Below are 26,880 nucleotides of genomic sequence, written 5' to 3'. Positions count from 1 at the left end.
GATCCGCCCTCCTGGACACGCGGGTCTCGATACGCGGCGTACCGCCGCTACTCGACCAGCAGGGAATGCGCGCCGCTGCACCCACGCTCTGCGCCGTCCCCTGCTGATCGAGTAGCCCGCGGCAGCGGGCGTATCGAGATCCACTCCGCTGGACACGCGGGTCTCGATACGCGGCGTGCCGCCGCTACTCGACCAGCAGGAATGCGCGCCGCCGCGCCCACGCCCTGCGCCCCGCATCGTCCCTCGCTGATCGAGTAGCCCGCGGGAACGGGCGTATCGAGATCCGCCCCGCCCGCGAGTCGACGCGAACCGGGCTTCGGCTGTCTCTGTGCGCCCGGTCCGCGACGGGTCGCCCTCCGCCGCCGCGGTGAGTGGACGCGGACAGGGCGCCGGCGGGCGGGCAGGGCCCGTTGCGCGTCCACTCGGAGGAACGGCGGGACGACGGAGGGGGGCGGGACGACGGAGCGGCGGGACGACGGAGGGGCCGGCCCGCCGGCGGGGAGCGGCAGCTCCTCGGTCGGCGGACCGGCCCCTCCGGGGTCGGCGCGCGAGCGCTAGTAGCGCGGCTTGCGGTCCGGGCGCTCGGACGAGCGGGACGGGCCGGAGGGGCGGCCGCCGCGGTCGGCGCCGGCGCGGCTCGGGCGGCGGTCGGGCTTCAACTCGATCAGCTGGCCGCTGATGCGGGTGTCGGCGAGACGGTCGAGCACGTCCTGGGGCAGGTCGGCCGGCAGCTCGACGATCGAGAAGTCGGGGCGGATGTCGATGTGCCCGAAGTCGCCGCGGTTGAGGCCGCCCTCGTTCGCGAGCGCGCCGACGATCTGGCGGGGCTCGACGCGCTGACGGCGGCCCACCTCGATCCGGTACGAGGCGAGGTTGCTGTTCGCCGGGCGCTGGCGGCGCTCGGGACGCTCGCCCCGGTCGCGGTCGAAGCCGCGGTCGCCGCGGTCTCCGCGGTCGCGCTCGGGGCGCGCCTCGCGGTCGTCGCGCTCGCGGCGCGCGAAGCGGGGATCGTCGGGCGAGAGGAGCAGCGGCTCCTCGCCCTGGGCGACGATCGCCAGCGCCGCGGCGACGTCGGACTCGACGACGTCGTGGTGCTCGACGTAGTGGCCGATGATGTCGCGGAAGCGCTGCAGGCGCTCGGAGTCGGCGAGCGCCTCCGTGATCGCGTCGTCGAAGCGCGAGAGGCGCGTGACGTTGACGTCCTCGACGCTGGGCATGCGCATCTCGGTCAGCGGCTGGCGGGTCGCCTTCTCGATCGCGGCGAGCAGGCGGCGCTCGCGCGGCGTGACGAAGCTGATCGCCGCTCCGCTGCGCCCGGCACGGCCGGTGCGGCCGATGCGGTGCACGTACGACTCGGTGTCGATCGGGATGTCGTAGTTGACGACGTGGCTGATGCGCTCGACGTCGAGGCCGCGGGCCGCGACGTCGGTGGCGACGAGGATGTCGAGCTTGCCCGACTTCAGCTGCTCGACGGTGCGCTCGCGCTGGGCCTGGGCGACGTCTCCGCTGATCGCGGCGGCGGTGTAGCCGCGGGCGCGCAGCTTCTCGGCCAGCGTCTCGGTCTCGCTCTTGGTGCGGACGAACACGATCATGCCCTCGAAGTTCTCGACCTCGAGGATGCGGGTGAGGGCGTCGACCTTCTGCGGGTACGACACCATCAGGTAGCGCTGCGTGGTGTTCACGGAGGTCGTGGTCTTGTTCTTGACCGTGATCTCCTCGGGCTCCTTGAGGTACTTGCCCGAGATGCGGCGGATCTGCGAGGGCATCGTCGCCGAGAACAGCGCGATCTGCTTCTCGACGGGGGTGTCGGCGAGGATCGTCTCGACGTCCTCCGCGAAGCCCATCTTGAGCATCTCGTCGGCCTCGTCGAGCACCAGGTACTTCAGGGCCGAGAGGTCGAGGGTGCCCTTCTCGAGGTGGTCCATGATGCGGCCGGGCGTGCCGACGACGACGTGGACGCCGCGGCGCAGCGCGGAGAGCTGGGTGCCGTAGCCCTGGCCGCCGTAGACGGGGAGCACGTGCACGCCGCGCAGCGCCGACGCGTAGCGCTCGAACGCCTCGCACACCTGGAGCGCGAGCTCGCGGGTGGGAGCGAGCACGAGGGCCTGCGGGGTCTTCTGCGAGACGTCGAGGCGGGAGAGGATCGGCAGCGCGAACGCGGCAGTCTTGCCGGTGCCGGTCTGGGCGACGCCGAGGACGTCGCGGCCCGAGAGGAGGGACGGGATCGTCGCGGCCTGGATCGCCGAGGGCGTCTCGTAGCCGACCTCCTTGAGAGCCTTGAGGACGGGCTCGCTGAGGCCCAGGTCGGAGAAGGTGAGCGAGCGGGGCTCGTCGGAGGCCGCGGCGGCGGGTGCGGCGGGGGCCTCGGTGGTCGGAGCCTCGGAGGCGCTCTGAGCGGCGGTCGCGCTCTGATCCTCGGGGGCGGTATCGGGTGTTTCGGTTGACGCCATGGTGCAACGGTAGGCCGTCGAGGGCCTCCGCGGTGGCCGCATCGCCCTGATCGGCCCGGATAGTAGCCGATCCGGGGGCCCGTGGAGGCGAATCGGAGGTTCGCGGCGCCGATTCCGCTCCTCGGCGGGCCTCGCCCGGCCGTCGGGGTCCGTGCCCGATCCGTCGCGGACGGCCGCCGCCGCCCGCTCCCGGCGGCCTTTCGCGACGGATCGGAGCCGCGTTGCCGCGGAGCTCGCCGCGCAGGCCGTCCTCATGCCGATCCGTCACGGACGGACGCCGTCGACGGCTCCGCACGACCATCCGCGTCGGATCGGAACTGCGCGACCGCAGAACCCACGGGGCGGCCCACCCTCACTCACTCTCATCCGTCACGGACGGTCGCCGTCACCTGCGCCGCGCGACCCTCTGCGACGGATCGGGGCTGTGCACCGCAGAATGCGCTGCGTGGCCCGGCCTCCACCCGATCCGTCGCGGATGGTCGCCACCGCTCGCTCCGCACGGCCGTTCGCGACGGGTCGACGGGCCGGACGCGACGGCGCGGTCGCATCAGTAGAACTCGACCGTGTCGACGCGGTTGATCAGCTCCTCGCCGTCGAGGAACCGGGTCGCGTTGCGCGCGAAGAGCTCGGCGATCAGCCGGTCCTCGGCGGCGTTGAGCGCCGCGGTGTGCGGGCTGATCAGCACGGCGGGATGCGTCCACAGCGGGCTGCCCTCGGGCAGCGGCTCCTGCGCGGTCACGTCGAGCACCGCGCAGCCGACCCGGCCGTCGTCCAGCGCCGCGAGCAGGGCCTCCTCGTCGATCACGGTGCCGCGGCCGACGCTGACGAGCGTCGCTCCCGGCCGCAGCGCCGCGAAGAACTCGGCGCCCACCAGCTTCTCGGTGGCGGAGGTGCCGGGCAGCGTCACGACGACCCCGTCGATCCGCTCGGCCGCCTCGGCGATCGCGTCGGGCCGCACGATCTCGTCGACGTGCTCGACGGAGTCCTCGTGCCGGCTCGTGCCGATCACGCGCGCGCCCAGGCCCTGGAGCTTCTGCGCGGTGGCCCGGCCGATCGTGCCGAGTCCGACGATCAGGATCGTCTGCTCCGAGATCAGCCCCATCGTCCAGCGCGATCCCCACTCCTTCCGCTGCTGCAGCTCCTGGAGCCTCGGCAGCGACTTGGCGCCGGCGAGCAGTCCGAACACCGAGAACTCGGCGAGCGGCTGGGAGTGGACGCCCGCGCTCGTCGAGAACGCGATCCGCTCGAGCGCGTCGGAGTCGAGCCCCGCGGCCTTCACCTGGCCGCCGCCGCCCGCCGGCATCGTCTGCACCCAGCGCAGGGACGGATTCGCGGCGACGGTGCGCGCGAGGGCCGACGGCGTCTCGTCCGGGACGCCGTAGAGGACCTCGGCGGAGTCGACGAGCTCGTCGAACGCGGCCTGCTGCTCGGGAGTGCGCTCGAAGGCGGGATCGCCGCCGTGGTCGCCGGGGTGGCGCATCGGCGGGAGCAGGCTCTGGTCGGCGACGAAGTCGACGCGCGGCTCGAGCTCCACCACGCGGGCGATCAGCTCGTCGCTGATCGGAGTGGCGGCGACGACGCGGAGGCGGTCGGTCATGGGGAGGTCCTTCGGTCGGGGTCGGGTGGGAGCAGCCGCATCAGAGAACTCGGGCGGTCCAGAGGATCCCGCGCTCGACGAGCGTGCGCACCGTCGGATGCCGCAGCACCTCGATGCTGTGGCCGGGAGTGCTCACCGCGATGCGCCCGCGCCCCCAGTCCCGGGTCCAGACCGCCGGCGACGTCACGGGGCGGTGCCACTCCTGCCACGCCTCGGCGGGGTGAGTGGTCGTGGCGAGCACGTCGATGAGGTCGTCGTGCAGCACCCAGTACTGCTCGGTCACGAGCTCGAAGTCCTCGAGTCCGGCGGTGATCGGGTGCTCGAGGCCGGTGAACTCGATCCGGTGCCGACGGAACGCGTCCTCACTCCCCTCCGCTACCGCGGGGTGCGTGGCGAACTGGCCGCCGACGAGCTGCAGGTAGTCGGAGGAGGCGCGGAAGGAGTCGGCGATGCCGCCGTGCCAGCCGGTGAACCCGGTGCCGGCGGCCACCGCGGCGCGCAGGCCCGCGATCGCGGCGGGCGACGCCTCCGACATGGTCACGCTCTGCACGACGACGTCGAGGCCCGACATCGCGTCGGCGTCGGCGTAGACCTCGGGCGACTCCTCGACGCGGACCGCGAAGCCCTGCTCCTCGAGGAACGGGAGGAACAGGTCGGTCGCCTCGACCGGCCGGTGCCCCTCCCAGCCGCCGCGCACGACGAGTGCGCTCCTGGTCCGCGTGGTCTCCGGCATGCTCGTCCTCTTCCTCGTCGACGTCCCCTCGACGATGCCATGCCGGGCGCCGCGGACGCGCGCGGACGGGGCGGATCCTGCGGTTCCGGGACGGGAGGCGCGCAGAACCTCGGCCCGGAGGGTCCGCCGGCCACGACGGTGTCCGAGCGACGCTCACGGTGGACGTTCTGCGCGCACCTCGCCCGCCCCGCTCGTCGATCGCACGGCCTGCGAATCAGCTGCTCCGCAGGCGAGGACCTAGAGTGGACGGAGAACCGCAGATGCGGTTGATCATGAGAACCGAGGAGTCGCATGCGCCGTACCCGGTTCCCGGCAGCCCTCGTCGCTGCCGCCCTGGCGGGCCCGCTCGCCGGCTGCTCCGCCTCTGCCGCGCCCGACGCGGCGTCCGAGCCCCGCAGCATCACCGTCTTCGCCGCCGCCTCCCTCACGGGCGTCTTCACCGAGCTCGCCGACGAGTTCGAGGCCGCGAACCCCGGCACCTCGGTCGAGCTCTCGTTCGCCGGCTCCTCCGATCTCGCGACGCAGATCGAGAACGGAGCGCCGGCCGACGTCTTCGCGTCGGCCGACATCGCGACCATGCGGACGGTGCAGGAGGCGGGCCTCACCGCCGCCGACCCCGTGCCGTTCGCGACGAACGTGCTCGAGATCGCCGTGCCGCCGGGCAATCCGGCGGGTGTCCGCTCCCTCGCCGACCTCGCCCGCGAGGGCGTCGCGACGGTCGTCTGCGCACCGCAGGTGCCGTGCGGAGTCGCGGCCGACGCCGTCGAGCGGGCCGCGGGCCTCGTGATCGAGCCCGTCAGCGAGGAGTCGTCGGTGACCGACGTGCTCGGCAAGGTCCGCTCGGGCGAAGCCGACGCCGGCCTCGTGTACGTCACCGACGTCCGGGGCGCGGGCGACGACGTGCTCGGCGTGCCGTTCGCCGAGGCCGAGCAGGCGGTGAACACCTACCCGATCGCCCCACTCACCGACTCCGACGCGGCCACCGCGTTCGCCGCGTTCGTCACGGGCGCCACCGGCCGCGCGGTCCTCGACGCGGCGGGCTTCGGCGCCCCCTGACGAGCGTCCTCAGCGCAGCAGCCGCCGGCCCAGCGCCACCGCCGCGCGAGCCCGCCGAGCACCCAGGGCCCCGCGACCAGCAGCGGATCGAGCACCTGGTGCCGCACGTCCGAGCGGCCGAGCCGCGACGCGATCGGGTGCGCCTTCAGCTCGGAGAGCACGCCCGTCTCGGTGACAGGGTTGTCGGGCCGCAGGGACGCGAACGAGCGCAGGTGCGCGCCGGTCGCATCGACGCGGTCGCCCAGCACGAGCAGGAGCCAGTGCGCCGCACGGCCCTCGCTGAAGCGGTCGTACGCGTAGCGGCGGATCGCTCCCGAGACCCCGTGCAGCGGCTGCGCCGTGCCGAAGACGGGCGGCAGCTCCTCGTGCTCGATGCTCTTCTCGCGGTACTCCCCCGGGTCCATCGGCTCGGGCTTGTGCCAGTGCGCCCCGGTCTCGAGGTCGAACCGCTCGCGCGGGAACGAGGGCCGGTCGGCCGGGTCGAGGTCGGCGCCCCAGCCCGGGATGCGGGCGCGCAGCTCCTCCGCGGTCGGCGGCTGGATCGGCTTGTCGGCGGTGTACGGCACGGTGACCTCCTACGGCACCACGACGGTCTTGATGCAGCCGTCGAGCTTGGACGAGAACAGGTGGTACCCCTCGGCGATGTGCTCGAGCGGGATGCGGTGCGTGATCATGTCGCTGGGCTTCAGGTACCCCGCCCGGATGTGCTCGAGCAGGCGCGGCCACTGGCGCTTGACCGGCGCCTGGTTCATCCGGAGCGTGAGGCCCTTGTTCATCGCGTCGCCGAACTTCACGGCGCTGAAGAGCGGGCCGTAGGCGCCCATCACCGAGATCGTGCCGCCCTTGCGCACGCCGTCGATCGCCCAGTTGAGCGCGACGGGCGAGCCGCCCTGCAGCTTGAGCTTGGCCGAGGTGACGTGCTGGATGAGATTCCCGTCCGCCTCCGCCCCGACCGCGTCGATGACGACGTCGGCGCCGAGGCCGCCGGTCGTCTTCTTGAGGTGCACGACGATGTCGTCGTGCTCGAGGTAGTTCACGGTCTCGGCGAGCGCGAAGTCGCGCGCCTTCGCCAGCCGGTACTCGAGCTGGTCGACGACGATCACGCGACCCGCTCCCATCAGCCAGGAGGAGCGGGCGGCGGCGAGGCCGACCGGGCCGGCTCCGAGCACCACGACCGTGTCGCCCTCGACGATGTCGCCGAGCTGGGCGCCGAAGTAGCCGGTCGAGAACGCGTCGGTCAGCAGCAGCGCGTCCTCGTCGGGCAGCCACTCCGGGATCACGCTCGGGCCGACGTCGGCGAACGGCACGCGCACGTACTCGGCCTGCCCGCCGTCGTAGCCGCCGGTCGAGTGCGAGTACCCGTAGATGCCGCCGATGGCCGTGGCGTTCGGATTCACGTTGTGGCAGTTGGAGTAGAGGCCGCGCGCGCAGAAGAAGCACGTGCCGCAGTAGATGTTGAACGGCACCATCACGCGGTCGCCGACCTTCAGGTTCTGCACCGACGAGCCGACCTCGTCGACCACTCCGATGAACTCGTGGCCGAAGGTGTGGCCGATCCTCGTGTCGGGCATGAGCCCGTGGTACAGGTGCAGATCGGAGCCGCAGATCGCGGCGAGCGTCACCCGCACGATCGCGTCGTTCGGGTGCTCGATGCGGGGCCGGTCCTTCTCCTCGACACGGATCTTGTACGGACCCCGGTAGGTCATGGCTCGCATGCGTCCTCCTCCTCGACGCCGACAGCCTCCGTCGTGCTCCCGGCCGGGCTGAAGGGGGTTGCCAGTGCCCGGCCCTGCGTGGCAGACGCGGCTCGGATCCGCGTCCGCGGTCGTAGACTCCTTCCCATGCCGCAGATCCGGATCCGTGACGCCGCCGCCGCCCTCGGGGTGAGCGACGACACCCTGCGCCGCTGGATCGACAACGGCGTCCTCGAGAGCGGCAAGGACGCCTCCGGGCGCCTCGTCGTCGACGGGCTGGCCGTCGCCGAGCTCGCCCGGGCGAACGCGGTGCTGCCGGAGGATCCCTCGCCCGTCGCACGATCGGCCCGCAACCGCTTCGTCGGCATCGTGACGAGCATCGTGATGGACACGGTGATGGCGCAGGTCGAGCTGCAGTGCGGACCGCACCGCGTGGTCTCGCTGATGAGCAGCGAGGCGGTGCGCGAGCTCGGCCTCGAGCCCGGCTCCCCCGCCACCGCGGTGGTGAAGGCGACGACCGTCATCGTCGAGACGCCGCTGCCCCGCGCCTGATGCGCACCGGATCCGCGCCACCGCGCTGGGTCGTCGCGCTCGCCGCGGTCGGCGCGCTGCTGGTCCTGCTGCCGCTCGTCGCGATCCTCGCGCGGGTCGACTGGCCGCGCTTCGTGCCGCTGATCACCTCCGACTCCTCGGTCGCGGCGCTCCTGCTGAGCCTGCGCACGTCGGCCGCGGCGACCCTCCTGTGCGTGCTGCTCGGGGCGCCGATGGCGCTGGTGCTCGCGCGCACCGCGTTCCCGGGGCAGCGGATCCTGCGCGCGCTCGTGCTGCTGCCGCTGGTGCTGCCGCCCGTGGTCGGCGGCCTCGCGCTGCTGTACACCTTCGGCCGGCTGGGCCTGCTGGGCGGCGCGCTCGAGGCGGTGGGCGTGCGGATCGCGTTCTCGACGACCGCCGTGGTGCTCGCGCAGACGTTCGTGGCGCTGCCGTTCCTGGTGCTGAGCCTGGAGGGCGCGCTGCGCACCGCGGGGGCGCGCTACGAGGCGGTCGCCGCGACGCTCGGGGCGTCCCCCGGCACCGTGCTGCGCCGGGTCACCCTGCCGCTGATCCTGCCGGGGCTGGCGAGCGGAGCGATCCTGTCGTTCGCGCGGGCGCTCGGCGAGTTCGGCGCGACGCTCACCTTCGCGGGCAGCCTCGAGGGAGTGACGCGCACCCTGCCGCTCGAGATCTACCTGCAGCGCGAGAGCGATCCGGACGCGGCGGTCGCGCTGGCACTCGTGCTCGTGGTCGTCGCGGTGCTGGTGATCGGGCTCGCGTACGGACGGCGGGGGGTGCGCTCGTGACCCTGCGGTTCGACGCGCGCCTCGCCTCCCGCGGCTTCGACGTGGCGCTCGAGGTCGCCGACGGCGAGACCGTGGCGGTGCTCGGGCCCAACGGCGCCGGCAAGTCGACGCTGGTCGAGCTGCTCGCGGGCCTCGTCCGCCCCGACTCGGGCAGCGCGCGGCTGGGCGACTCCGTCCTCTTCGGGCCCGGCGCATGGACTCCTCCGCACCGCCGCGGGGTCGCCCTGCTCGCGCAGGACCCGCTGCTGTTCCCTCACCTCAGCGTCCGCGAGAACGCGGCGTTCGGTCCCCGGAGCGCCGGGATCGGCCGGGCCCAGGCGCGCGCGCGTGCGGAGCGACGCCTCGCCGACGTCGACGCCCTGCCCCTCGCCGATCGCCGCCCCGCGACCCTCTCGGGCGGGCAGGCCCAGCGGGTGGCGCTCGCGCGCGCCCTCGCGACGGATCCGCGCCTCCTGCTGCTCGACGAGCCGATGGCCGCGCTCGATGCGCGGGTCGCGCCGGTGCTGCGGCGGATGCTGCGCACCGTGCTCGCCGACCGCACCACGATCCTCGTCACCCACGACGTGCTCGACGCGTGGACCCTGGCCGACCGCGTCGTGGTGCTGCACGAGGGGCGCGTGGTGGAGGAGGGGCCGACCGCCGAGGTGCTCGAGCGGCCGCGCACGGCGTTCACCGCCGAGCTGTCGGGGCTGCGCCTGGTGCGCGGGGTGCGGACCGTTGCGGGCCTGCGGCTGGAGGACGGGCGCGAGATCGCGGGGTCCTCGGATGCTCCCGTGGGGTCGGCCGTCGCGGCGGCGGTGCGCCCGTCCGCCGTGACGCTGGGCGAGGGCGGGCTGCGAGAGGAGATCGTCGACCTGGAGCCGCGCGGGGACGCGGTGCGGGTGCACGGGCGGGTGCTCGCGGCCGACGTCACTCCGGCCGAGGCGGCGCGGCGCGAGCTGGCGCCGGGGGTCGAGGTCGGGTTCGTGCCGGCGCCGGTCGAGCTGTACGCGGTGTGAGCTAGGTCGTCGGCGGCCTCGGCGCAAGGGGCGAGGGGACCCGTGGCCGACGTCGGGGGTCGCGCCTACGGTGGGCACATGACCGCTTCGGACTCCTCCGCCCCGCACCACGACGTGCTCGTCATCGGCGGTGGCAACGCGGGGCTCTCGGTGGCGGGCCGGCTGCGGCGCTACGGAGTCTCGGACGTCGCGGTGATCGAGCCGCGCACGACGCACTACTACCAGCCGATGTTCTCGCACGTCGCGGGAGGCACGGCGAAGGCCTCGCAGGCGACCCGTCCGCAGGGCGAGGTGACGCCGAAGGGCGTGACGTGGATCCGGGACCGGGTCGCGACGATCGATCCCGTCGCCAAGACGGTGACGCTCGAGGGGGGACGCTCGGTCGGCTACGGCCAGCTCGTGGTCTGCCCGGGCATCCGGAAGGACTGGGACGCGGTGCCCGGCCTCGTCGAGGCGATGGAGTCGCCGGTCGGCATCTCGAACTACGAGTTCGAGTACGCGCGGAAGGCGTCGGGCGTGCTGCGCGACGTCCGCTCGGGGACCGTGGTCTTCACGCAGCCCAGCGGGCCGGCCACCTGCTCCGGGGCCTCGCAGAAGCCGATGTACCTGGCGTGCGACTACTGGCAGAAGACCGGGGTGCTCGACGGCATCCACGTGGTGCTCGTGGTGCCGACTCCGACCCTGTTCGGCATGCCGCTCATCGACGCCGAGCTCGAGCGCAAGGTCGCGGAGTACGGCATCGAGGTGCACTACGACCGCGAGCTCGTCGAGGTGGACGCCGCGTCGCAGACGATCGAGCTGGCGGGCGAGGACCGCCCCACCGCGCTGCTGGGCCCCGATCACTCGACGTCGCTCGAGGGTCTGGAGGGCGATCACCGCGAGACGCTGGCCTACGACGTGCTGCACGTGGTGCCTCCGCAGTCGGCGCCCTCGTTCCTCGAGGGCTCGGGCCTGACCGACGGCGGCTTCGTCGAGGTCGATCCGCTGACTCTGCGCCACGTGCGCTTCCCGGACGTGTGGTCACTCGGAGACGCCGCCGGCACCACCAACTCGAAGTCGGGCGGGGCGCTGCGGCCCCAGGCGAAGACGCTGGCGAAGAACCTCGTCGCCGCGCGCAAGGGGAGGCCGCTGCCGATGACCTACAACGGCTACTCCGTCTGCCCGTTCGTCGTCTCGCGGAAGACGGTGGTCTTCGCGGAGTTCGACGACCGCTACCGACCCAAGCCCACGATCCCGTTCTGGAAGGGGCTCGCGAAGGAGCGTCGGGCGACGTTCCTCGCCGACCGATTCGTGCTGCCGTGGGTGTACTGGCACCTGATCCTGCAGGGGCGTGCGTGAGCACTGGTCGCGCGGCCGCCTCGCCGGCGTACACGACGACGGTGGTCCTGGCCGTCACCGGGCTCGTGCTCGCGCTGTTCCCGGTGTTCGACGTCGCGGGGCTCGTGCTGAGCGTCATCGCGTTCCGGAGGAGTCGCCGTGACGGTGGGCCGCGCGGGCTGGCGCTCGCGGGGATCATCGTCGCGTCGGTGACGATCGTGCTGTTCGCGGTCGGAGCGGTGCTGCTGGGCACGCTGTTCGGCGGGCTCGTCGCGACCTGTGCGGAGCTGGGCGAGGGCGTGCACGTGGTGGACGGGGTGACGTACACCTGCTCGTGACGGGCCGGCCGAGCCTCGGACCGCCGGCGTGATCTCCCTCGGGAGAGCGGACCGGCGCCGCTCCGTCCGCCACGTTCTGCTGCTTCCGAGGGCCGAGAGCAGCGGGAAGCGTCCAACGGCGGCGCGGATCGCGCCTTGATGGGCGCACGCAGGAGAGAGGAGCCTGCCTAGCTCGCAGTGCCGACAGGAACCGCATCCGCTGCACGCAGCGGTGCCCTCCGGAAGCCGTGCACGAACAGGTACACCCCGAGGAACAGCTCCCACGCGATCTCGGGGAGCGTCAGCAGCCCCGACCAGACCGACGTCTGCTCGTACGCACCGAACAGGACGGCGATGCCGGACAGCGACATCAGCGGGCCGCCCAGGAGGCCGAGGAGCGCGACCGGGCGCGGGACGAGGTGGGCGCGGTACAGGAGGAAGCCCAGGAGCAGTCCGTTGCCGATGCCCACGACGAAGCCGGGGCCGAGGAGGAAGGTCGCGTCGTGGACCGCGACGAGCGCCTGAGCGACGGCGCGGGTCGCTTCCTCGTCCATTCCGGCCGACGCCTGCCGCAGCTCGACGACCGACACGACCGCGAGCATCCCGACGACGATCAGGGTGCACTCCACGATCCGCGCGACGACGTAGGCGAGGGCGGCGGTCTCGTGGTGCCGGCGGAGGACCGGGTAGAGGACGAGCGCCGTGCCGAGGTTGGTGATGACGAGCACGATCTCGCAGACGACGCCGGTCAGCACGCGGGCGTCGGCGCCGGGGCCGAGCACGTAGTCGGGGTCGGTGAGCAGGGGCAGGTAGAGCACGGCCCCGGCGATCGCCGACGCGAAGGTGAGGAGGAAGAGGACGCCCGTGAGGCGGGCGGTCCGGTCGACGGTGGGCATGGGCGTCCTGTTCCCGGCGGCGAGGCCGACTCATGGTGTACGACGTACACCTTCGATTCGGAGGGTAGGTGTAGGGCGTACACTTCGTCAAGAGCCGACGGGAGGAACGCGTGCCGGAGCAGACCCCCCGACGACCGCGCCTGAACCGCGAGACGGTCCTGCGCGCCGGTGTGGCCCTCGCCGACGAGGTCGGGATCGACGGCTTCACCATGCGCACGCTCGCCGAGCGCCTCGAGGTCGTCCCCATGGCCCTCTACAAGCACGTGCAGAACCGCGAGCACCTGCTCGACGGCATGGTCGACCTGGTCTGGAGCGAGGTCGCCCTGCCCGACGCGGCCCGCGGCTGGAAGCCGGCGATGCGCGAGCGCTCCGCCTCCCTCCGCGCCGCCCTGACCCGGCACCGGTGGGCGGTCGGCCTGATGGAGGCGCACGGACGGCCGGGCTCCGAGAACCTGCGCCAGCACGACGCGATGATGGGGTGCCTGCGCGAGAGCGGCTTCTCGTTCCGCACCACGGTCCACGTCACGTCGCTCCTGGACGCGTACGTCTACGGCTTCGCCCTGCAGCAGAAGACGCTCTCGTTCGAGACCCCGGAGGAGTCGGCCGAGGCCGCTGCCGCCACCCACCGGGACCAGCCCGCCGAGGCCGCGGCGCTGTATCCGTACCTGATGGAGGTCGTCGTCGAGCTGGCCCGGGAGGGCTACGACTACGACGCCGAGTTCGAGACGGGGCTCGACGTGCTGCTCGACGGGGTCGAGGTGCTGCGGGCGGGGTGGCGGTCGGAGGCGGACCGGCGGGTTCGCGGCGGACCGGCCGACGAGGGTCTCGACAGCTAGGCGTGCTCCGCGGGCGAACGCCGGGCAGCGCCCTTCAGTCCCACCCGAGTCGCGCATGAGCACGTGCGCCGAACCCGATGGGGTGCCGTCGCCCTGGCGGAGACGGCACCCCGAATGACGGCACTCCCCCGCGGAGGGCGATCACCGACGATCCCGTCCGGCGGGCGACGGACCTACTCGAGCGCGACGCCGGGTCGTGGGATCTCAGCCGGGAGAGCCTCGCCGACCTGTTCCGATCGCTCGGCAGGAATGCGCCCCGCCAGGAACTCGCGACGACCGGCCGCCGCAGCGGGAGCCGCGCACAGGGGTGCCGCCGAGGTCCGCACGAGGCGTCCTAACGGACGGGAGTGCTCTCCTCGTCCTCGTCGTGCGCGACCTCCGGGTGGCCGTCGCGCACCTCGATGTGCTCGTGGTCGCGGCGCATCTTGACCAGGCTCGCGAGGGTCGCGACGGCCATGCTCAGGATGATGACCGCGAGGGACGTCCATGTGTCGATGTCCCAGACGGGCACCGGCTCGCCGCCGTTGAGGAAGGGGAGCTCGTTCTCGTGCAGGGCGTGCAGCACGAGCTTCACGCCGATGAAGGCGAGGATGAAGGCGATGCCGTACTTGAGGTACTCGAGCTTGTCGATCAGTCCGCCCAGCAGGAAGTAGAGCTGGCGGAGGCCCATCAGGGCGAAGATGTTCGCGGTGAAGACGATGAACGGGCTCTGCGTGATGCCGAAGATCGCGGGGATCGAGTCGAGCGCGAACAGCAGGTCGGTGGATCCGATCGCCAGGAACACGATGAGCATCGGGGTGAAGTACTTCTTGCCGTCGATGACGGTGCGGATCTTCGAGCCGTCGAACGTGTCCGAGATCGCGACGCGGCGGCGGAGCATCCGGACGAGGAGCGTGTCCTTCGTGTCCTCGTCGTCGTGCGAGCCGAACGCCTGGTTGTAGGCCGTGTAGACCAGGAACGCGCCGAAGAGGTAGAAGATCCAGCTGAAGCTCTCGATCAGCTGCGCACCCAGCAGGATGAAGAGGCCGCGGAAGACGAGGGCGATGATGATGCCGACCATCAGCACCTCCTGCTGGTACTTCGGCGGCACCGCGAAGCGGCCCATGATGATGACGAACACGAAGAGGTTGTCGATCGAGAGGCTGTACTCGGTCAGCCAGCCCGCGAGGAACTGGCCCGCGTGCTCCCCGTCGCCCAGGATCAGCATCAGCAGGGCGAAGACCAGCGCGAGGCTGACGTAGAAGGCGACCCAGAGGCTCGACTCCTTCAGGCTCGGCACGTGCGGCCGCTTGTAGACGAGCAGCAGGTCGGCGGCCAGGATCAGGCTCAGCACGACGAACGAGCCGACGACGAACCAGGTGGGCAGATCGAGCATGGGTGGGGGCCTTCCGGGGGGGGGAGGGGAACCGAAAGTCTCTCCCCGAGTGGCGAGCGTCACGCGCTCAGCAGCACTCGCTCCGGCCCGGTACCGCGATCGCGCTGGTACGTACTGACGAGACGGAAGAAGCGGGATACTCCCTTTCGCCGCGAACACTACACGCACCGCGGTCCTCGTCGGCACGCACTCCTCCCCTCGCCGACCCCCGTGCGACCGTGTCGGAGGCGCTCACGGCACCGCCCCGACGCAGACGCACCGCCGCCGGGATCGTGAGGCCGGCTGGCGTCTCGCAACGCTCCGTCCTGAGCCCTCTTGAAAAAATCAAATAGGATATGTAAAACTTCCTACCGGGCACGAGACCCGCCCTGGTCCGCTCTTCCCCTCCCCGATCACTGGAGATCACGACGATGAAGTCACGCACCTATCTGGCCGCCGGCGTCGCCGCGGCATCGCTGCTCGGCCTGACGGCCTGCAGTTCCGCAGAGCCCGCCGCCGACGGAGCCCCGTCCGGCAACGTCACGATGGTCGTCCCGATGGGCGCCGGCGGCGGGAGCGACCAGTCCGGCCGCGCCATCGCCTCCGGCCTCGAATCGGGCACCGGCCTGAACATCAGCGTCGAGAACCGCGAAGGCGGGTCCGGCGCCGTCGGCTACTCCTACTTCCTCTCCCAGCAGGGCAAGAACACCCTCCTCCTCGCTGCCGAGACGGCCCTCGTCGCCCTCCCCGTCACGCAGGACGTCGAGTTCACCTACGAGGACTTCACGCCGATCATGAAGGTCGGCGACGACTACACGCTCATCGTGGTCGCGCCCGACAGCGAGTACGAGACGTGCGCGGACGTCGTGGAGGCGGCGCGGGAGGACCGCGTGGTCGCCGCCGTCTCCGGCGCCACGTCGCTCGACGAGATCGTCTTCACCCTCATCGAGGAGGACCAGGACGTCGAGTTCGACCGCGTGCCGTTCGAATCGGGCAGCGAGGTCCTCACCGGCATCCTCGGCGGCCAGGTCGACGTGGCCTCGCTCAACCCCTCCGAGGTCGTCGCCCAGCTGGACGCCGGAGACCTGAAGGCGCTGTGCGCGGTGTCGGAGGAGCGCTACACCTACGACGAGCTCAAGGACATCCCGACCGCGATGGAGCAGGGCATCGACGTCGCCTTCGCGCAGTTCCGCGGCTTCATCGCCCCCGGCGGCATCGGCGAGGAGAGCACCCAGTACTGGATCGACGCGGCGAAGGAGTACGAGTCGAGCGCGTCGTACACGGAGTACATCGAGGCCAACTACATGCAGGCCAACGCCCAGTACGGCGACGACTTCACCGAGTACCTCGCCGGCAACACGGCGGACCTCGAGAAGGTCTTCAGCGAGTGACCACCGCTCAACGCGGCGGTCTCGCCGCCAGCATCGTCCTGGCCGTCCTGGGCGTCGCCGCCGTGTTGGGCGGCCTCACCTACGGCATCACCGTCGAAGGAGGCGAGATCGGCCCGGGCTTCCTCCCCGTGATGTCCGGCGGTCTCGTCGCCGCCTTCGCCCTCCTCGACCTGGTCGGACGGCTCCGCCGCCGCGACGACGTCCCGACCCAGGCCGAGCTCATCCTCGACACCGTCGACCGGTCCGGCGCGGACGGCCGCGGGGACTCCCCGCTCCACCCGGCCGGGGACCCCGGCGCCGCCACGACCAGCACGCAATCGGTGCACACGGTCGTCTGGGAGGAGGGCGAGGTCGACATCTTCGGCCGGACCCAGTCTCAGCGCAACCGGATGCTCGCGGTCGTGGTCGGCCTCGTGGTGGCGACCCTGCTCGCCGTGCAGCTCGTCGGGTTCCTCGTCGCGTTCGTGCTGCTGCTCGTCGTCATCGCGGTGTTCGTCGAGCGCCGCCCCGTCCTGCCCGCCGTCCTCGTCGCCCTCGCGGCCGGGGCCGTCACCTACGGCGTCTTCGTCGTCCTGCTGCGCGTGCCGCTGCCGCAGGGCCTGCTCGGGATCATCTAGGAGCCGAACATGATCGACAACCTCATCCTGGGCTTCTCGACGGCGTTCACGCCCGAGAACCTCCTCTGGTGCTTCATCGGCGTCCTGCTCGGAACCGTCATCGGGCTCATGCCCGGCCTGGGCTCCACGACCGGCGTCGCCATCCTCATCCCCCTGACCCTGACGCTCGAGCCGGTCACCGCGCTCATCATGCTCGCGGGCATCTACTACGGCGCCCAGTACGGCGGCACGATCACCTCCGTGCTCATCTCCACACCCGGCGAGGCGGCCAGCGTCGTCACCACGCTCGACGGCTACCAGATGGCGAAGAACGGCAAAGCGGGATCGGCTCTCGCGATCAGCGCGATCGGCTCGTTCATCGCCGCCATCATCTCGCTCGCCCTGCTGATGTGGCTCGCACCACCGCTGGCCGACCTCGCTCTGAACTTCGGCCCGGTCGAGAACCTCGCGATCATGATCCTCGGTCTCGTCATCGTCGTCAGCTTCGCCGGCGGCTCGCTGTCGCGCGGCTTGATGATGGCCGCCCTCGGCCTGCTGATCTCGACCGTCGGCGTGGCCACCGGATTCAGCGACGCCCGATTCACGTTCGGCAACATCAACCTCCTCGGCGGCATCCCCTTCATCGAGGTCATGATCGGACTGTTCGCGGTCGGCGAGGTCCTGCACCAGATCCGGATGGGGGCCGACGCCCCGATCCGCACCCGCTTCCGCGACATGGTCATCAGCCGGTCCGAGCTCAAGCGCAGCGCCGGCCCGATCCTGCGCGGAAGCGGCATCGGCTTCGTCCTCGGGATCCTCCCCGGTGCGGGCTCGACCCTCGCCTCGTTCATGGCCTACGGCATCGAGAAGCGCGTCTCACCGCGGAAGGCGATGTTCGGCAAGGGCGCGATCGAGGGCGTCGCCGCTCCCGAGGCCGCGAACAACGCCGCCGCGAACGCCAACTTCGTGCCGACCCTCGCCCTCGGCATCCCCGGCGGCGGGACGACGGCGGTCCTGCTGGGCGCCTTCACCGTGTACGGACTGCAGCCCGGACCGCGCCTGTTCGAGACGCAGCCCACGCTGATCTGGGGTCTCCTCGTCTCGTTCTTCATCGGCAACGTGATGCTGCTGGTGCTGAACCTGCCGCTCGCCCCGGTCTTCGCGCAGATGCTCCGCATCCCCTACGGCTACCTCTACCCGATCATCCTGCTGACCAGCTTCGTCGGCGCCTACTCGGTCAGCAACAACATGTTCAGCGTCCTCCTGGTGCTGATCTTCGGAGTGCTGGGCTGGCTGATGAAGGAGCTCGACCTCCCGATGGCGCCGCTCGTCCTCGGCCTGGTCCTCGGCCCGCTGTTCGAGAAGTCGCTCGTCCAGACCTCGGCCCTGGGCCAGGGCAGCTTCTTCATCATGCTCGAGCACCCCATCAGCGTCGGGATCCTGCTCTTCACGGTCCTGCTGATGGTCGGCCCGAAGATCGCGACCCGCTTCGCCGTGCGCCGCCGCCCCCGCGTCGACGCTCCGCGCGACCACGAACGGATCTGAGACATGACGGTCGCCACCACCACCCACCGCACCCTCTCGGCGGACACCTGGCCCATCGCCGCGGCGATGCTGCAGTTCCCCGCCGTCGGCCGCGACCGCGTCCCGGTCTTCGACGCCGACCCGTCGACGTGGGTCGACGCCTTCACCGACATCCGCGACGCAGGATTCGACCGGATCGAGATCAACGACAACTGGCTCCGCGTCGGAGACCTCTCCCGTCCCCGACTCGACGCGCTCGGCGCGGCCGGACGCGAGGCCGAGATGATCCTCGAGTCCGTGTGCGTCGTCCGCTCCAGCATCATCGACCCGCTCCACGGCGAGGCGAACCTCGCCTACTCCCACCGCACGCTCGACGCCGCGGCCCAGCTGGGCGCCGGCGTCGTGTCGATCGGCTTCCACCGGCCCCTCACCGCGGAGCAGCGCTCGCGCCTGTGGTTCTGGACCGCCCAGGGCGAGATCGACGAGCCCGAGGACGAGCAGAACTGGCGGCTCGCCGTGACTCGCGTCGCGGAGCTCGGCCGTCACGCCGCCGAGCTCGGTCTCGACCTGACGCTGGAGATGTACGAGGACACCTACCTCGGCACCGCGGCCAGCTCCGTCCGCCTCGTCACCGAGGTCGGACTCGAGAACGTCGGGCTCAACCCCGACGTCGGCAATCTGATCCGCCTGCACCGGCCGATCGACGACTGGCAGGAGACGCTGCGCGCGACCCTCCCCCACGCCAACTACTGGCACGTCAAGAACTACGCCCGGGACGAGGACCCGGCGACGGGGACCTACACCGCTGTGCCGGCTCCGCTGGAGCTGGGACTCATCAACTACCGCCACGCGGTGCGCGACGCCCTCGCACTGGGATTCCGCGGCACGTTCGTCTGCGAGCACTACGGCGGAGACGGACTGGGAGTGTCCGCGATCAACCGGGAGTACCTGCGTCGGGTGCTCCCGAGCGCCCTCCGCGCTCTCCCCGACGACCGTCGCGACCAGAGCGTCGACGCCTCCGACCTCACCGAAAAGGAAGTGACCCTGTGACCGTCCTCGACCACGACGCGACCACCTTCGCCGACGACGCCCTCGCCGGCCTCGTCGCCGCTCATCCCTCCCTCCGACTCGTGGACGGAGGCGTCGCCCGGCGCGACGCCCTGGCGACGGACCGCGTCGCCGTGGTCATCGGCGGAGGGTCGGGCCACTACCCCGCCTTCGCCGGACTCGTCGGCCCGGGCCTCGCGACCGGCGCCGCGTACGGCAACATCTTCGCCTCCCCCTCCGCCGGCCAGGTGTGCCGCGTCGCCCGCGCCACCGAGCGCGGCGGGGGCGTGGTCCTCAGCTTCGGCAACTACGCGGGCGACGTCCTCAACTTCGGTCAGGCCGCCGAGCGGCTGCGCGCCGAGGGCATGGACGTGCGCGTCATCGAGGTCACGGACGACATCGCCAGCGGCAGCGCCGACGAGCGGCACAAGCGCCGCGGGATCGCCGGGGACCTCACCGTCTTCAAGATCCTCGGAGCCGCGGCGGAGGAGGGACTCGATCTCGACCAGGTCGAGGAGCTCGGGCTCCGCGCGAACGCCGCGACCCGATCCTTCGGCGTCGCCTTCTCGGGCTGCACTCTGCCCGGAGCCGCCTCGCCGCTGTTCAGCGTCCCCGAGGGGCGGATGTCGATCGGCCTCGGCATCCACGGGGAGCCGGGCATCTCGGAGTCGGACCTGCCCACCGCACCCGAGCTCGCCGAGCTGCTCGTCTCCCGCCTGCTGTCGGAGGCTCCCGACGGCGCGGGCAGTCGCGTCGTCGTCCTGCTCAACGGTCTCGGGACCTTCAAGTACGAGGAGCTGTTCGTCCTCTACGGCCACGTCGCGCGCCTGATCGACCAGGCGGGTCTGACCGTCGTGGAGCCGGAGGTCGGCGAGCTCGTCACCAGTCTCGACATGAGCGGCGTCTCGGCCACGCTGCTGTGGCTGGACGAGGACCTCGAGCGCTGTGGAGCGCCGCGTGCGCGACTCCGGCCTTCCGCAAGGGAGCACTCGCCCCCTCGGACTCCGTGGACGCCGCCGACGAGGTCGCCGGACCCGCTCACGCCCCCGACGACACCCGTCACGCCGCAGCCGGACCCGCCGTCCTCCTCGGACTGCAGCAGGTCCGCGACATGGTCGTGGCCTCCGAGGAGGAGTTCGGGCTCATCGACGCCATCGCCGGCGACGGCGACCACGGCATCGGGATGGCTCGGGGCATCACCGCCGCCGTCGAGGCGGCGGAGGCCGCCGTCGAGCGCGGCGCCGGCCTCGGCACGATCCTCGCGGACGCCGGGGAGAACTGGGCCGAGCACGCGGGAGGCACCTCCGGAGCCCTCTGGGGCGTCTGCCTCACCAGCGCCGGTGCGAGCCTCGCCGCCGAGGCCGACCCCTCGACCTCCGGCGCCTCGGCCCGGGCCGCAGCCGCGGGACTCGCCGCCATCCAGCGGCTCGGGAAGGCCGAGGTCGGCGACAAGACCCTCGTCGACGCCTTCGCTCCGACCGTGGCCTCCCTGCACAGCAGCGCCGCGGCCGACGAGCCCCTCGAGCAGGCCTGGAGCCGTGCCGCCTCGGCCGCCGAGGAGGCCGCCCGCGGGACCGCGGCGCTGCGCCCGCGACTGGGACGCGCGCGTCCTCTCGCCGAGAAGAGCATCGGGCACCCCGACGCCGGCGCCGTCTCGTTCGCCCGCATCGTGAGCGTCGTCGCCGACTCCCTCACCCCCGCCCTCACGCCCTCGTCCACGACCTCACAGGAGAAGTGACCGACATGCCCGAACCCCTCAGGATCGTCATCGGCAGCGACGACGCCGGCTTCCAGTACAAGGAGGCCCTGTTCGAGGACCTCGCCGCCGACCCGCGGGTCTCGAGCGTCGTCGACGTCGGAGTGGCCGCCGACGGGCACACGGCCTACCCGCACGTCGCCGTCGAGGCCGCGCGGATGGTCGCCGACGGCCGGGCCGACCGCGCGCTGCTCGTCTGCGGCACCGGTCTGGGCGTCGCCATCGCCGCCAACAAGGTGCCGGGCATCCGTGCCGTCACCGCTCACGACGGCTTCTCCGTCGAGCGCGCCGTGCTCAGCAACAACGCGCAGGTGCTCTGCTTCGGCCAGCGCGTCATCGGCCTGGAGCTCGCCCGGCGCCTCGCCCGCGAATGGCTCGACCACCGCTTCGACCCCACCAGCGCGTCCGCCGAGAAGGTCGACGTCATCAACAGCTACGACGGATCCGCTCAGGAGAACAACGCATGACCAGCACGCCCGTCCGCCCCAGGATCGCGCTCACCCTCGGAGATCCGGCGGGTGTCGGCCCCGAGCTCGCGGCCCGACTGCTCGCCAACCCCGCGAACCTCGAGGCGGCGGAGATCTACATCCTCGCCGACCGCTCCGAGCTGGACGCCGCCGCGGCCGTCGTGGGCGCCGAGATCCCCTTGAGCGACGAGCCCCGACCCGGCTTCGCGACCCTCCTCGACGACGGCACCGCGCCCAGCGAGCCCGTCCCGCCGAAGCAGGTCAGCAAGGAGGCCGGCGAGCGGGCGCTCCACCAGCTCCGCCGGGCCATCGACCTCGCCAACGAGGGCGCCATCGGCGCCATCGTCTTCACTCCTCTGAACAAGACCAGCCTGCACCTCGGCGGGATGACCGAGGAGGACGAGCTCCGCTGGTTCGCGAAGGAGCTGCACTACGACGGAGTGACGAGCGAGATCAACATCATCCCGGGGATGTGGACGGCGAGAGTCACGTCGCACATCGGCATCCGCGACGTCGCCGCGCGGGTCACCACGCAGGGAGTCGTCGACGCCGTCCGCCTCCTGCACGAGCTCCTGCACGACTCAGGGATCGAGGCGCCCCGCCTCGGCGTCTGCGCGCTGAACCCCCACAACGGCGAGAACGGCATCTTCGGTCGCGAGGAGATCGACGTCATCCGCCCGGGAGTCGAGGCGGCCGCCGCCGAGGGCATCGTCGTCGACGGCCCGTGGCCGTCGGACACGATCTTCGTCGGATCGAAGGACCGCTACGACGGCATCGTGACGATGTACCACGACCAGGGGCAGATCGCGATCAAGCTGATGGGCTTCGACGGCGGCGTGACCGTGCAGGGAGGGCTGCCGGTGGTCATCGCCACCCCGGCCCACGGGACCGCCTTCGACATCGCCGGCACCGGCATCGCCAGCGTCACGTCGAGCCAGAACGCCCTCGACGTGGCGATCGCCATCGCCGGACGTCGCGCCGCGCGCTCGGTCTGACCATGACCGCGCCCGCCCTCCGCATCGGCATCAGCACGAAGCTCTACCTCTCCTACGAGACGTCGATCACCTGGCTGACCGCCGTGGCGCGGATCGCCTCCGCGCATCCGGCGGTCGTGGACGGCCGCGTCGAGCTGTTCGTCGCGCCGTCCACGCCGCTGCTGGAGGCGGCGGTCCGGCTCCTGGACGGCAGCGGGGTCGTGGTCGCGGCCCAGGACGTCAGCCGCTGGGACTCCGGTCCGTACACCGGCGAGACCGGAGCTCCCCTGCTCGCCCAGATGGGGGTCCGGATGGCCGAGATCGGCCACGCCGAGCGCAGGGCGCTCCTCGGCGAGACGGACGAGGTGGTGCGGGAGAAGGCGTCCGCGGCCCAGCGCGCGGGGCTCGTTCCGCTGCTCTGCGTCGGGGAGACGACCGCGATGCCCCCGACCGACGCCGCCGCCGCGTGCCTGGAGCAGATCGGGGCACTCCGGCAGGGGCCCGCCGTGATCGCCTACGAGCGTCTGGGCCATCGGAGCGGCGGAGCCGGCGGACGCGGAGCACGTGCGCGAGACGGTGCGCGCCCTCAAGCGGGGGCTGCCGGACTCGCTGACGGGAACGCCCGTCATCTACGGAGGCAGCGCGAAGCCCGGTCTCCTGCGGCGGCTGCGCCCCGAGGTGGACGGCCTCTTCCTCGGACGCTTCGCCCACGACCCCGAGCAGATCCGCCTCGTCCTGGACGAGGCGGACGCGGAAGCGGGGCGGATCCGATGACCGCGACCGCGACCGCCCTGCCGGAGCGCGCGGAGGCGTTCCTCCGCCACCTCCGCTCCCTCACCGCCGCCAGCGGAGGACACGCCACGTGGAGCGTGGCGATGATGAAGGCCGACCTCATGAACGCCCGGGACGAGTGGAGCCCGGTGTCCGTCGCGGCACTCCACGACGAGCTCGCGCGTCGCGGATGGACGGACGACGACCGGCGATCCGTCTGCGATCTGGTGAGCCGCGCGCAGGAGGGCAGGCGGCCGGTGCCGGCTCCCCTGTATCGGGACTACCGCTTCGACGTCGCCTCCGCGGAGGATCGGACCGGGAATGCGCCGATAAATGGTACATCCTGTAGGACTATGCGAAGCTGATGCCATGTCGACACCACTCACCCGAGGCCGACCTCGGCGGACGTCCCTCGCTGACGGCGTGTACGACGAACTGCTCGCCCGCCTGTTCGAGAACGCCCTCCCGCCGGGCACGTCCCTCAACATCGACGCCCTCTCCCGCGATCTCGACGTCTCTCCGACGCCGGTCCGCGAAGCACTGGCCCGCCTGGAGTCCACCGGGCTCGTCACCCGCGAGGCGCTCCGGGGCTACCGTGCCGCTCCGATGCTCTCGGCGAAGGAGCTCGACGACCTCATGCACGCGCGCTCGGTCGTCGAGCCCGCGAACGCGAAGCTCGCCGCGGAGCACGTCGACGACGCCTTCCTCGACGCCCTCGACGAGGCCATCACGAAGCTGTCCACCGCGCCCAAGGGCCCGTCCTTCGCCGAGTACCACTCGTACTGGCAGGCCGACGAGCAGTTCCACGACCTGATCGCCCGCCGGGCCGACAACGCCTTCCTCTACCGCGCCTTCGAATCCCTCGGCGGTCAGGCCCAGCGCTTCCGGATGTTCGGGGGGCTGGGCGTGAGCGACGCCGAATCGGCCATCGCGGAGCACGAGAACGTCCGCGCCGCCCTCGCCACCGGGTCCGCCGACGCCGCCGGCGCGGCGATGCTCGAGCACATCGAGAACGTCCGCCGACGCTCGCTCGAGCAGGCGACCAGCTGACCGCTCCCCCGAGCGGTCGAGCGACGACCCCGTCGTCGACTCTTCGCGAGAGGGGGGACGGAGGCGGCCGGACCGCTCCTGATCCGCGCGCCCGCGAGCGCGCCGTCGGTGCTGCCGGGCGGAGGACTCCCGTCATGGGCGGGACAGCCGCCCCCACCGTCCCGTCCGCCTCACCCCGCCTCGGAAGGAGCCCGCCATGAGCGGCGTCCTGATCGGCTTCTCCATCATCGGCGTCGTCATCGCGATGGGGTACGTCCTCGCCAGATCCGGGGCCGTCGGGCCGGAGTCGAGCGTCGTGCTGAGCACGGTGGCGTTCTTCGTCACCACGCCCGCGCTCCTCTTCACCGTCCTCACGCGCGCCGACCTCTCCGCTCTGTTCTCGTCGTTCTTCCTCGCCTCCCTCAGCGCGGTCGCGGTGATCGCCGCACTCTCGCTCGCACTGTCCGTCCTGCTGCTCCACCGGCCCGTCGCGGAGACGGCAGTCGCGTCGGCGGCCGCCTGGTACGTCAACGCGAACAACATCGGGCTCCCGGTCGCGATCCACGTGCTCGGAGACCCGCAGTGGGTCGCCCCGATCCTCCTGATGCAGCATCTGATCCTCGTTCCGGCGCTCCTCACCACGCTCGACGTCTCCGCCCGCGGTCGGGCCTCCCTCCGCTCGATCCTCACGCGGCCGCTGAGGAATCCCATGATCATCGCGTCGGCGCTCGGCATCACCGTCGCTCTGACGGGTGTCGAGGTGCCGGCGCCCGTCCTGCAGCCGTTCGAGATCGTCGGCAGCGCCTCGGTCCCCCTGGTCCTGCTCGCCTTCGGAGTGTCGCTCCGCGGGCAGCGCCCCCTCCGGGCCGGCTCCGCACGCCGCGACGTGATCGTCGCCTCGATCCTGAAGAGCCTCGTCATGCCGGTGTGCGCCTGGGCGCTCGGCCGCTTCGTCTTCGCGTTGAACACCGAGCAGCTGCTCGCCGTCACGGTGATCGCGGCTCTTCCGACCGCGCAGAACGTCTTCACCATCGCCTCCCGCTACGAGCGCGGAGCCGTCCTGGCACGGGACACCGCGCTGCTGACGACGATCGCGGCGGTACCGGTGCTGGTGCTCGTGGCCCTGCTGCTCGGCTGAGCCGCCGTCCGTCGGGCGCGGGGACCCTCGGCTCCGCCGGTCGAGAGCTCGACTCCGCAGCTCGAGAGCTCGGCTCCTCAGCCCGCCTGGTCCGGCAGCGCCGCCGTCCCCGTCGTGCGCAGGCGCTCCTTCACGAGCTCCGGGAACAGCGGCCGGCCGTAGAAGTAGCCCTGCGCCCGCTCCGCGCGCAGCGACGTCAGCAGCGCGTGCGCCGACGGCGTCTCGACGCCCTCGACGATCGTGTGCATGTCGAGGTCCGAGACCAGGTTGATGATCGAGCGGAGGATCGTGGCGTGCTTGGGGTTCTCCTCATCCGCCAGGAAGACGCGGTCGATCTTGACGATGCTCAGCGGCACGGTGAGCAGGGCGGCAGCGGCCGCGTGCTCCTGGCCGTAGTCGTCGAGGGCGATCGCGATGCCCTCCTCCGTCAGCCGGCGCACCCGCTCGATCACCTCGGCGTCGACGTGGCCGATCGAGCCCTCGGTCAGCTCCAGGCAGAGCTGGATGCCCTTCTCGGCCGTGCGGTGGCCGCGGACGAGGTCGAGCACGTCGTCGTGCAGGAGCTGCTCGGCCTCGAGGTTGACGCTGAGGAACGTGACCGTGTCGTCGATCCCGCGGAACTCGACCATGCAGGCGACGGCCTGGTCGATGATCTGCGTCGTCAGGAGGTCGAGCAGGCCCAGCGAGCGGGCGACGTCGACGAGGGTCAGCGGACTCAGCGGAGTGCCGTCGCGGCGGGTGTAGCGGGCGAGGGCCTCGAAGCCGATGATGCGGCGCTCGGCCACGTCGATGACCGGCTGGAACGCCACGCGCACCTCCGCACCGAGCACGGCCTCGTGGATCTCGGTGAGCAGGTCCTCGCCCGCCGGATCCTGCGGCGCCCCCTTCCGCTCCTTCTTGGCTCGTACATCCGCTCGTCGGCCTCCTGCATGACCCGGTCGAAGCTGCCGCCGTCGACGCGACCGGGGCGCCGATGCTGATGCGGGGGTGGAGGGTGACGCCGCCGACGAGGACGGGGCGCTCGACGGCGCGGCTGATGCGCTGGGCGACGGCTCCTGCCGTGGCCGAGTCGAGCAGCACGGCGAACTCGTCGCCGCCGATGCGCGCGACCACGTCGTCGCTGCGCACGCTCTCGCGGATCCGGCGGCCGACCTCCTCGAGGACCGTGTTGCCCGTCGAGTGGCCGTGGGTGTCGTTGATCGCCTTGAAGGCGTCGAGGTCCATGAAGAGCATCGCGCGGCGGGTCGGATCGGTGATCGCGTCGAACTCCTCGTAGAGCCCGCGGAGGTTCGTGAGGCCCGTGAGCGAATCCGTCGTCGCCGCGTCGCGCAGGGCGCGCGTGTTGCGGCGGTCGTACAGGGCCTGTGTCGCGATGTGGGCGAGGGCGAGCAGCGTCCGGTGCTCCAGGGGGCTGAAGCCGTCGGAGTCGGGGCGGCGGGTGAGGACCACGTGGCGGACGCCGATGCCCGGCGCGGTCACGGGCGCGGACAGCTCGAAGGGCCGGCCCGGCTCCTCCGCGATGCGGATGCTCGCCGACGGGATCGACTGCCGCGCCGACTTCTCGAGCGTCTCGAAGATCGAGGCCTGATCGCCCCACGGCAG

At 72.0% G+C, this 26,880-nt stretch carries 25 protein-coding genes and 4 pseudogenes; 20 read left to right on the top strand and 9 right to left on the bottom strand.

Annotated features, from left to right (window positions below):
* Positions 1 to 554: 554 nt before the first annotated feature.
* The 3 genes from B0T42_RS01860 to B0T42_RS01850 form a co-directional block, all read right to left on the bottom strand.
* Positions 555 to 2,450 (bottom strand): DEAD/DEAH box helicase, encoded by a 1,896-nt coding sequence (locus tag B0T42_RS01860; protein WP_077221719.1) that lies wholly within the window; start codon positions 2,448 to 2,450, stop codon positions 555 to 557.
* Positions 2,451 to 2,997: 547 nt separating this feature from the next.
* Positions 2,998 to 4,047, bottom strand: a complete 1,050-nt coding sequence (locus B0T42_RS01855) for a D-2-hydroxyacid dehydrogenase (RefSeq protein ID WP_077221718.1) — start codon at positions 4,045 to 4,047, stop codon at positions 2,998 to 3,000.
* Positions 4,048 to 4,087: 40 nt separating this feature from the next.
* Positions 4,088 to 4,780, bottom strand: a complete 693-nt coding sequence (locus B0T42_RS01850; RefSeq protein WP_077221717.1) for a ThuA domain-containing protein — start codon at positions 4,778 to 4,780, stop codon at positions 4,088 to 4,090.
* 291 nt (positions 4,781 to 5,071) lie between these two features.
* Here B0T42_RS01850 and modA point away from each other — a divergent pair, with 291 nt between their 5' ends.
* Positions 5,072 to 5,836 (top strand): molybdate ABC transporter substrate-binding protein, encoded by a 765-nt coding sequence (gene modA, locus B0T42_RS01845; protein WP_077221716.1) that lies wholly within the window; start codon positions 5,072 to 5,074, stop codon positions 5,834 to 5,836.
* A gap of 47 nt (positions 5,837 to 5,883) precedes the next feature.
* Here modA and B0T42_RS01840 read toward each other — a convergent pair.
* Together B0T42_RS01840 and B0T42_RS01835 are read right to left on the bottom strand one after the other, a co-directional pair.
* Positions 5,884 to 6,402 (bottom strand): annotated as a pseudogene (locus tag B0T42_RS01840) (hypothetical protein); the annotation flags it as partial.
* Positions 6,403 to 6,411: 9 nt separating this feature from the next.
* A complete protein-coding gene (locus B0T42_RS01835) occupies positions 6,412 to 7,551 on the bottom strand; it encodes a zinc-dependent alcohol dehydrogenase (protein WP_077221715.1) in 1,140 nt (379 codons plus the stop codon).
* Between the two features lie 126 nt (positions 7,552 to 7,677).
* Between B0T42_RS01835 and B0T42_RS01830 the strand changes: the two genes are divergently transcribed.
* From B0T42_RS01830 to B0T42_RS19840, 5 genes are all read left to right on the top strand, one after another.
* Complete coding sequence (locus tag B0T42_RS01830; RefSeq protein ID WP_077221714.1) at positions 7,678 to 8,082, top strand: TOBE domain-containing protein; 405 nt, start codon at positions 7,678 to 7,680, stop codon at positions 8,080 to 8,082.
* Complete coding sequence (locus B0T42_RS01825; protein WP_077221713.1) at positions 8,082 to 8,867, top strand: ABC transporter permease; 786 nt, start codon at positions 8,082 to 8,084, stop codon at positions 8,865 to 8,867. The genes B0T42_RS01830 and B0T42_RS01825 overlap by 1 nt, the downstream gene beginning before the upstream one ends.
* Positions 8,864 to 9,865: a sulfate/molybdate ABC transporter ATP-binding protein gene (locus B0T42_RS01820; RefSeq protein ID WP_077221712.1), complete on the top strand. Its 1,002-nt coding sequence runs from the start codon at positions 8,864 to 8,866 to the stop codon at positions 9,863 to 9,865. Before B0T42_RS01825 ends, B0T42_RS01820 begins: the two co-directional genes overlap by 4 nt.
* 78 nt (positions 9,866 to 9,943) lie before the next feature.
* A complete protein-coding gene (locus B0T42_RS01815) occupies positions 9,944 to 11,203 on the top strand; it encodes an NAD(P)/FAD-dependent oxidoreductase (protein WP_077221747.1) in 1,260 nt (419 codons plus the stop codon).
* Positions 11,200 to 11,520: a hypothetical protein gene (locus B0T42_RS19840; protein ID WP_158078013.1), complete on the top strand. Its 321-nt coding sequence runs from the start codon at positions 11,200 to 11,202 to the stop codon at positions 11,518 to 11,520. The genes B0T42_RS01815 and B0T42_RS19840 overlap by 4 nt, the downstream gene beginning before the upstream one ends.
* 167 nt (positions 11,521 to 11,687) lie before the next feature.
* Here B0T42_RS19840 and B0T42_RS01805 read toward each other — a convergent pair whose 3' ends face one another.
* A complete protein-coding gene (locus B0T42_RS01805; protein WP_077221710.1) occupies positions 11,688 to 12,395 on the bottom strand; it encodes a DUF4386 domain-containing protein in 708 nt (235 codons plus the stop codon).
* 110 nt (positions 12,396 to 12,505) lie between these two features.
* Between B0T42_RS01805 and B0T42_RS01800 the strand changes: the two genes are divergently transcribed.
* Positions 12,506 to 13,231 carry a TetR/AcrR family transcriptional regulator C-terminal domain-containing protein gene (locus B0T42_RS01800; protein ID WP_077221709.1) on the top strand — a complete coding sequence of 242 codons (726 nt, stop codon included), beginning with the start codon at positions 12,506 to 12,508 and terminating at the stop codon, positions 13,229 to 13,231.
* 334 nt (positions 13,232 to 13,565) lie between these two features.
* On the opposite strand, the gene B0T42_RS01790 is transcribed toward B0T42_RS01800, so the two are convergent.
* Positions 13,566 to 14,606: a TerC family protein gene (locus B0T42_RS01790; RefSeq protein ID WP_077221707.1), complete on the bottom strand. Its 1,041-nt coding sequence runs from the start codon at positions 14,604 to 14,606 to the stop codon at positions 13,566 to 13,568.
* Positions 14,607 to 15,016: 410 nt separating this feature from the next.
* On the opposite strand from B0T42_RS01790, the gene B0T42_RS01785 reads away from it, so the two are divergent.
* The 12 genes and pseudogenes from B0T42_RS01785 to B0T42_RS01735 all read left to right on the top strand — a co-directional run bounded on the left by B0T42_RS01785 (position 15,017) and on the right by B0T42_RS01735 (position 25,278).
* Complete coding sequence (locus B0T42_RS01785; protein WP_077221706.1) at positions 15,017 to 15,976, top strand: tripartite tricarboxylate transporter substrate binding protein; 960 nt, start codon at positions 15,017 to 15,019, stop codon at positions 15,974 to 15,976.
* Positions 15,973 to 16,593 carry a tripartite tricarboxylate transporter TctB family protein gene (locus tag B0T42_RS01780; RefSeq protein ID WP_077221705.1) on the top strand — a complete coding sequence of 207 codons (621 nt, stop codon included), beginning with the start codon at positions 15,973 to 15,975 and terminating at the stop codon, positions 16,591 to 16,593. Before B0T42_RS01785 ends, B0T42_RS01780 begins: the two co-directional genes overlap by 4 nt.
* 9 nt (positions 16,594 to 16,602) lie before the next feature.
* Complete coding sequence (locus B0T42_RS01775; RefSeq protein WP_077221704.1) at positions 16,603 to 18,117, top strand: tripartite tricarboxylate transporter permease; 1,515 nt, start codon at positions 16,603 to 16,605, stop codon at positions 18,115 to 18,117.
* Positions 18,118 to 18,120: 3 nt separating this feature from the next.
* Complete coding sequence (locus B0T42_RS01770) at positions 18,121 to 19,146, top strand: sugar phosphate isomerase/epimerase family protein (protein ID WP_077221703.1); 1,026 nt, start codon at positions 18,121 to 18,123, stop codon at positions 19,144 to 19,146.
* A pseudogene (locus tag B0T42_RS01765) lies at positions 19,143 to 20,881 on the top strand (dihydroxyacetone kinase family protein). Before B0T42_RS01770 ends, B0T42_RS01765 begins: the two are co-directional and overlap by 4 nt.
* Positions 20,882 to 20,886: 5 nt before the next feature.
* Positions 20,887 to 21,366, top strand: coding sequence for a ribose-5-phosphate isomerase (locus tag B0T42_RS01760; protein WP_077221746.1), 480 nt, complete (start codon positions 20,887 to 20,889; stop codon positions 21,364 to 21,366).
* On the top strand, positions 21,363 to 22,361 hold the full coding sequence (locus B0T42_RS01755; protein ID WP_077221702.1) for a 4-hydroxythreonine-4-phosphate dehydrogenase PdxA: 999 nt from the start codon (positions 21,363 to 21,365) through the stop codon (positions 22,359 to 22,361). The genes B0T42_RS01760 and B0T42_RS01755 overlap by 4 nt, the downstream gene beginning before the upstream one ends.
* A gap of 2 nt (positions 22,362 to 22,363) precedes the next feature.
* Positions 22,364 to 22,801: pseudogene (locus B0T42_RS21840) on the top strand (triose-phosphate isomerase); the annotation flags it as partial.
* Between the two features lie 103 nt (positions 22,802 to 22,904).
* Entirely contained in the window at positions 22,905 to 23,114 is a 210-nt protein-coding gene (locus tag B0T42_RS21835; protein WP_269087483.1) for a triose-phosphate isomerase, read from the top strand.
* On the top strand, positions 23,111 to 23,476 hold the full coding sequence (locus B0T42_RS01745) for a hypothetical protein (RefSeq protein WP_077221701.1): 366 nt from the start codon (positions 23,111 to 23,113) through the stop codon (positions 23,474 to 23,476). Before B0T42_RS21835 ends, B0T42_RS01745 begins: the two co-directional genes overlap by 4 nt.
* A gap of 58 nt (positions 23,477 to 23,534) precedes the next feature.
* Positions 23,535 to 24,161, top strand: a complete 627-nt coding sequence (locus B0T42_RS01740; RefSeq protein WP_236720057.1) for a GntR family transcriptional regulator — start codon at positions 23,535 to 23,537, stop codon at positions 24,159 to 24,161.
* Between the two features lie 196 nt (positions 24,162 to 24,357).
* Complete coding sequence (locus B0T42_RS01735; RefSeq protein ID WP_077221699.1) at positions 24,358 to 25,278, top strand: AEC family transporter; 921 nt, start codon at positions 24,358 to 24,360, stop codon at positions 25,276 to 25,278.
* Between the two features lie 77 nt (positions 25,279 to 25,355).
* Here B0T42_RS01735 and B0T42_RS01730 read toward each other — a convergent pair whose 3' ends face one another.
* Together B0T42_RS01730 and B0T42_RS22540 are read right to left on the bottom strand one after the other, a co-directional pair.
* Positions 25,356 to 26,108 carry an EAL domain-containing protein gene (locus B0T42_RS01730; RefSeq protein WP_446737344.1) on the bottom strand — a complete coding sequence of 251 codons (753 nt, stop codon included), beginning with the start codon at positions 26,106 to 26,108 and terminating at the stop codon, positions 25,356 to 25,358.
* Positions 26,109 to 26,244: 136 nt separating this feature from the next.
* Positions 26,245 to 26,727: pseudogene (locus B0T42_RS22540) on the bottom strand (GGDEF domain-containing protein); the annotation flags it as partial.
* Here B0T42_RS22540 and B0T42_RS20900 point away from each other — a divergent pair.
* On the top strand, positions 26,717 to 26,866 hold the full coding sequence (locus B0T42_RS20900; protein ID WP_236720056.1) for a hypothetical protein: 150 nt from the start codon (positions 26,717 to 26,719) through the stop codon (positions 26,864 to 26,866). The pseudogene B0T42_RS22540 and the gene B0T42_RS20900 sit on opposite strands and share 11 nt — an antisense overlap.
* Positions 26,867 to 26,880 lie beyond the last annotated feature (14 nt).

The sequence above is a fragment of the Rathayibacter rhapontici genome (genome assembly GCF_001995175.1).
Lineage (GTDB): Bacteria > Actinomycetota > Actinomycetes > Actinomycetales > Microbacteriaceae > Rathayibacter.
Note: the sequence above shows the minus strand (reverse complement) of the source record. Positions and strands in the feature narration are given on the sequence as shown.

What these genes read in the sequence shown, in the direction of transcription:
- B0T42_RS01860 (WP_077221719.1), bottom strand. Translation starts at nt 2,450, where the DNA reads ATGGCGTCAACCGAAACACCCGATACCGCCCCCGAGGATCAGAGCGCG.
- B0T42_RS01855 (WP_077221718.1), bottom strand. Translation starts at nt 4,047, where the DNA reads ATGACCGACCGCCTCCGCGTCGTCGCCGCCACTCCGATCAGCGACGAG.
- B0T42_RS01850 (WP_077221717.1), bottom strand. Translation starts at nt 4,780, where the DNA reads ATGCCGGAGACCACGCGGACCAGGAGCGCACTCGTCGTGCGCGGCGGC.
- modA (WP_077221716.1), top strand. Translation starts at nt 5,072, where the DNA reads ATGCGCCGTACCCGGTTCCCGGCAGCCCTCGTCGCTGCCGCCCTGGCG.
- B0T42_RS01835 (WP_077221715.1), bottom strand. Translation starts at nt 7,551, where the DNA reads ATGCGAGCCATGACCTACCGGGGTCCGTACAAGATCCGTGTCGAGGAG.
- B0T42_RS01830 (WP_077221714.1), top strand. Translation starts at nt 7,678, where the DNA reads ATGCCGCAGATCCGGATCCGTGACGCCGCCGCCGCCCTCGGGGTGAGC.
- B0T42_RS01825 (WP_077221713.1), top strand. Translation starts at nt 8,082, where the DNA reads ATGCGCACCGGATCCGCGCCACCGCGCTGGGTCGTCGCGCTCGCCGCG.
- B0T42_RS01815 (WP_077221747.1), top strand. Translation starts at nt 9,944, where the DNA reads ATGACCGCTTCGGACTCCTCCGCCCCGCACCACGACGTGCTCGTCATC.
- B0T42_RS01805 (WP_077221710.1), bottom strand. Translation starts at nt 12,395, where the DNA reads ATGCCCACCGTCGACCGGACCGCCCGCCTCACGGGCGTCCTCTTCCTC.
- B0T42_RS01790 (WP_077221707.1), bottom strand. Translation starts at nt 14,606, where the DNA reads ATGCTCGATCTGCCCACCTGGTTCGTCGTCGGCTCGTTCGTCGTGCTG.
- B0T42_RS01785 (WP_077221706.1), top strand. Translation starts at nt 15,017, where the DNA reads ATGAAGTCACGCACCTATCTGGCCGCCGGCGTCGCCGCGGCATCGCTG.
- B0T42_RS01775 (WP_077221704.1), top strand. Translation starts at nt 16,603, where the DNA reads ATGATCGACAACCTCATCCTGGGCTTCTCGACGGCGTTCACGCCCGAG.
- B0T42_RS01770 (WP_077221703.1), top strand. Translation starts at nt 18,121, where the DNA reads ATGACGGTCGCCACCACCACCCACCGCACCCTCTCGGCGGACACCTGG.
- B0T42_RS01760 (WP_077221746.1), top strand. Translation starts at nt 20,887, where the DNA reads ATGCCCGAACCCCTCAGGATCGTCATCGGCAGCGACGACGCCGGCTTC.
- B0T42_RS01755 (WP_077221702.1), top strand. Translation starts at nt 21,363, where the DNA reads ATGACCAGCACGCCCGTCCGCCCCAGGATCGCGCTCACCCTCGGAGAT.
- B0T42_RS01745 (WP_077221701.1), top strand. Translation starts at nt 23,111, where the DNA reads ATGACCGCGACCGCGACCGCCCTGCCGGAGCGCGCGGAGGCGTTCCTC.
- B0T42_RS01735 (WP_077221699.1), top strand. Translation starts at nt 24,358, where the DNA reads ATGAGCGGCGTCCTGATCGGCTTCTCCATCATCGGCGTCGTCATCGCG.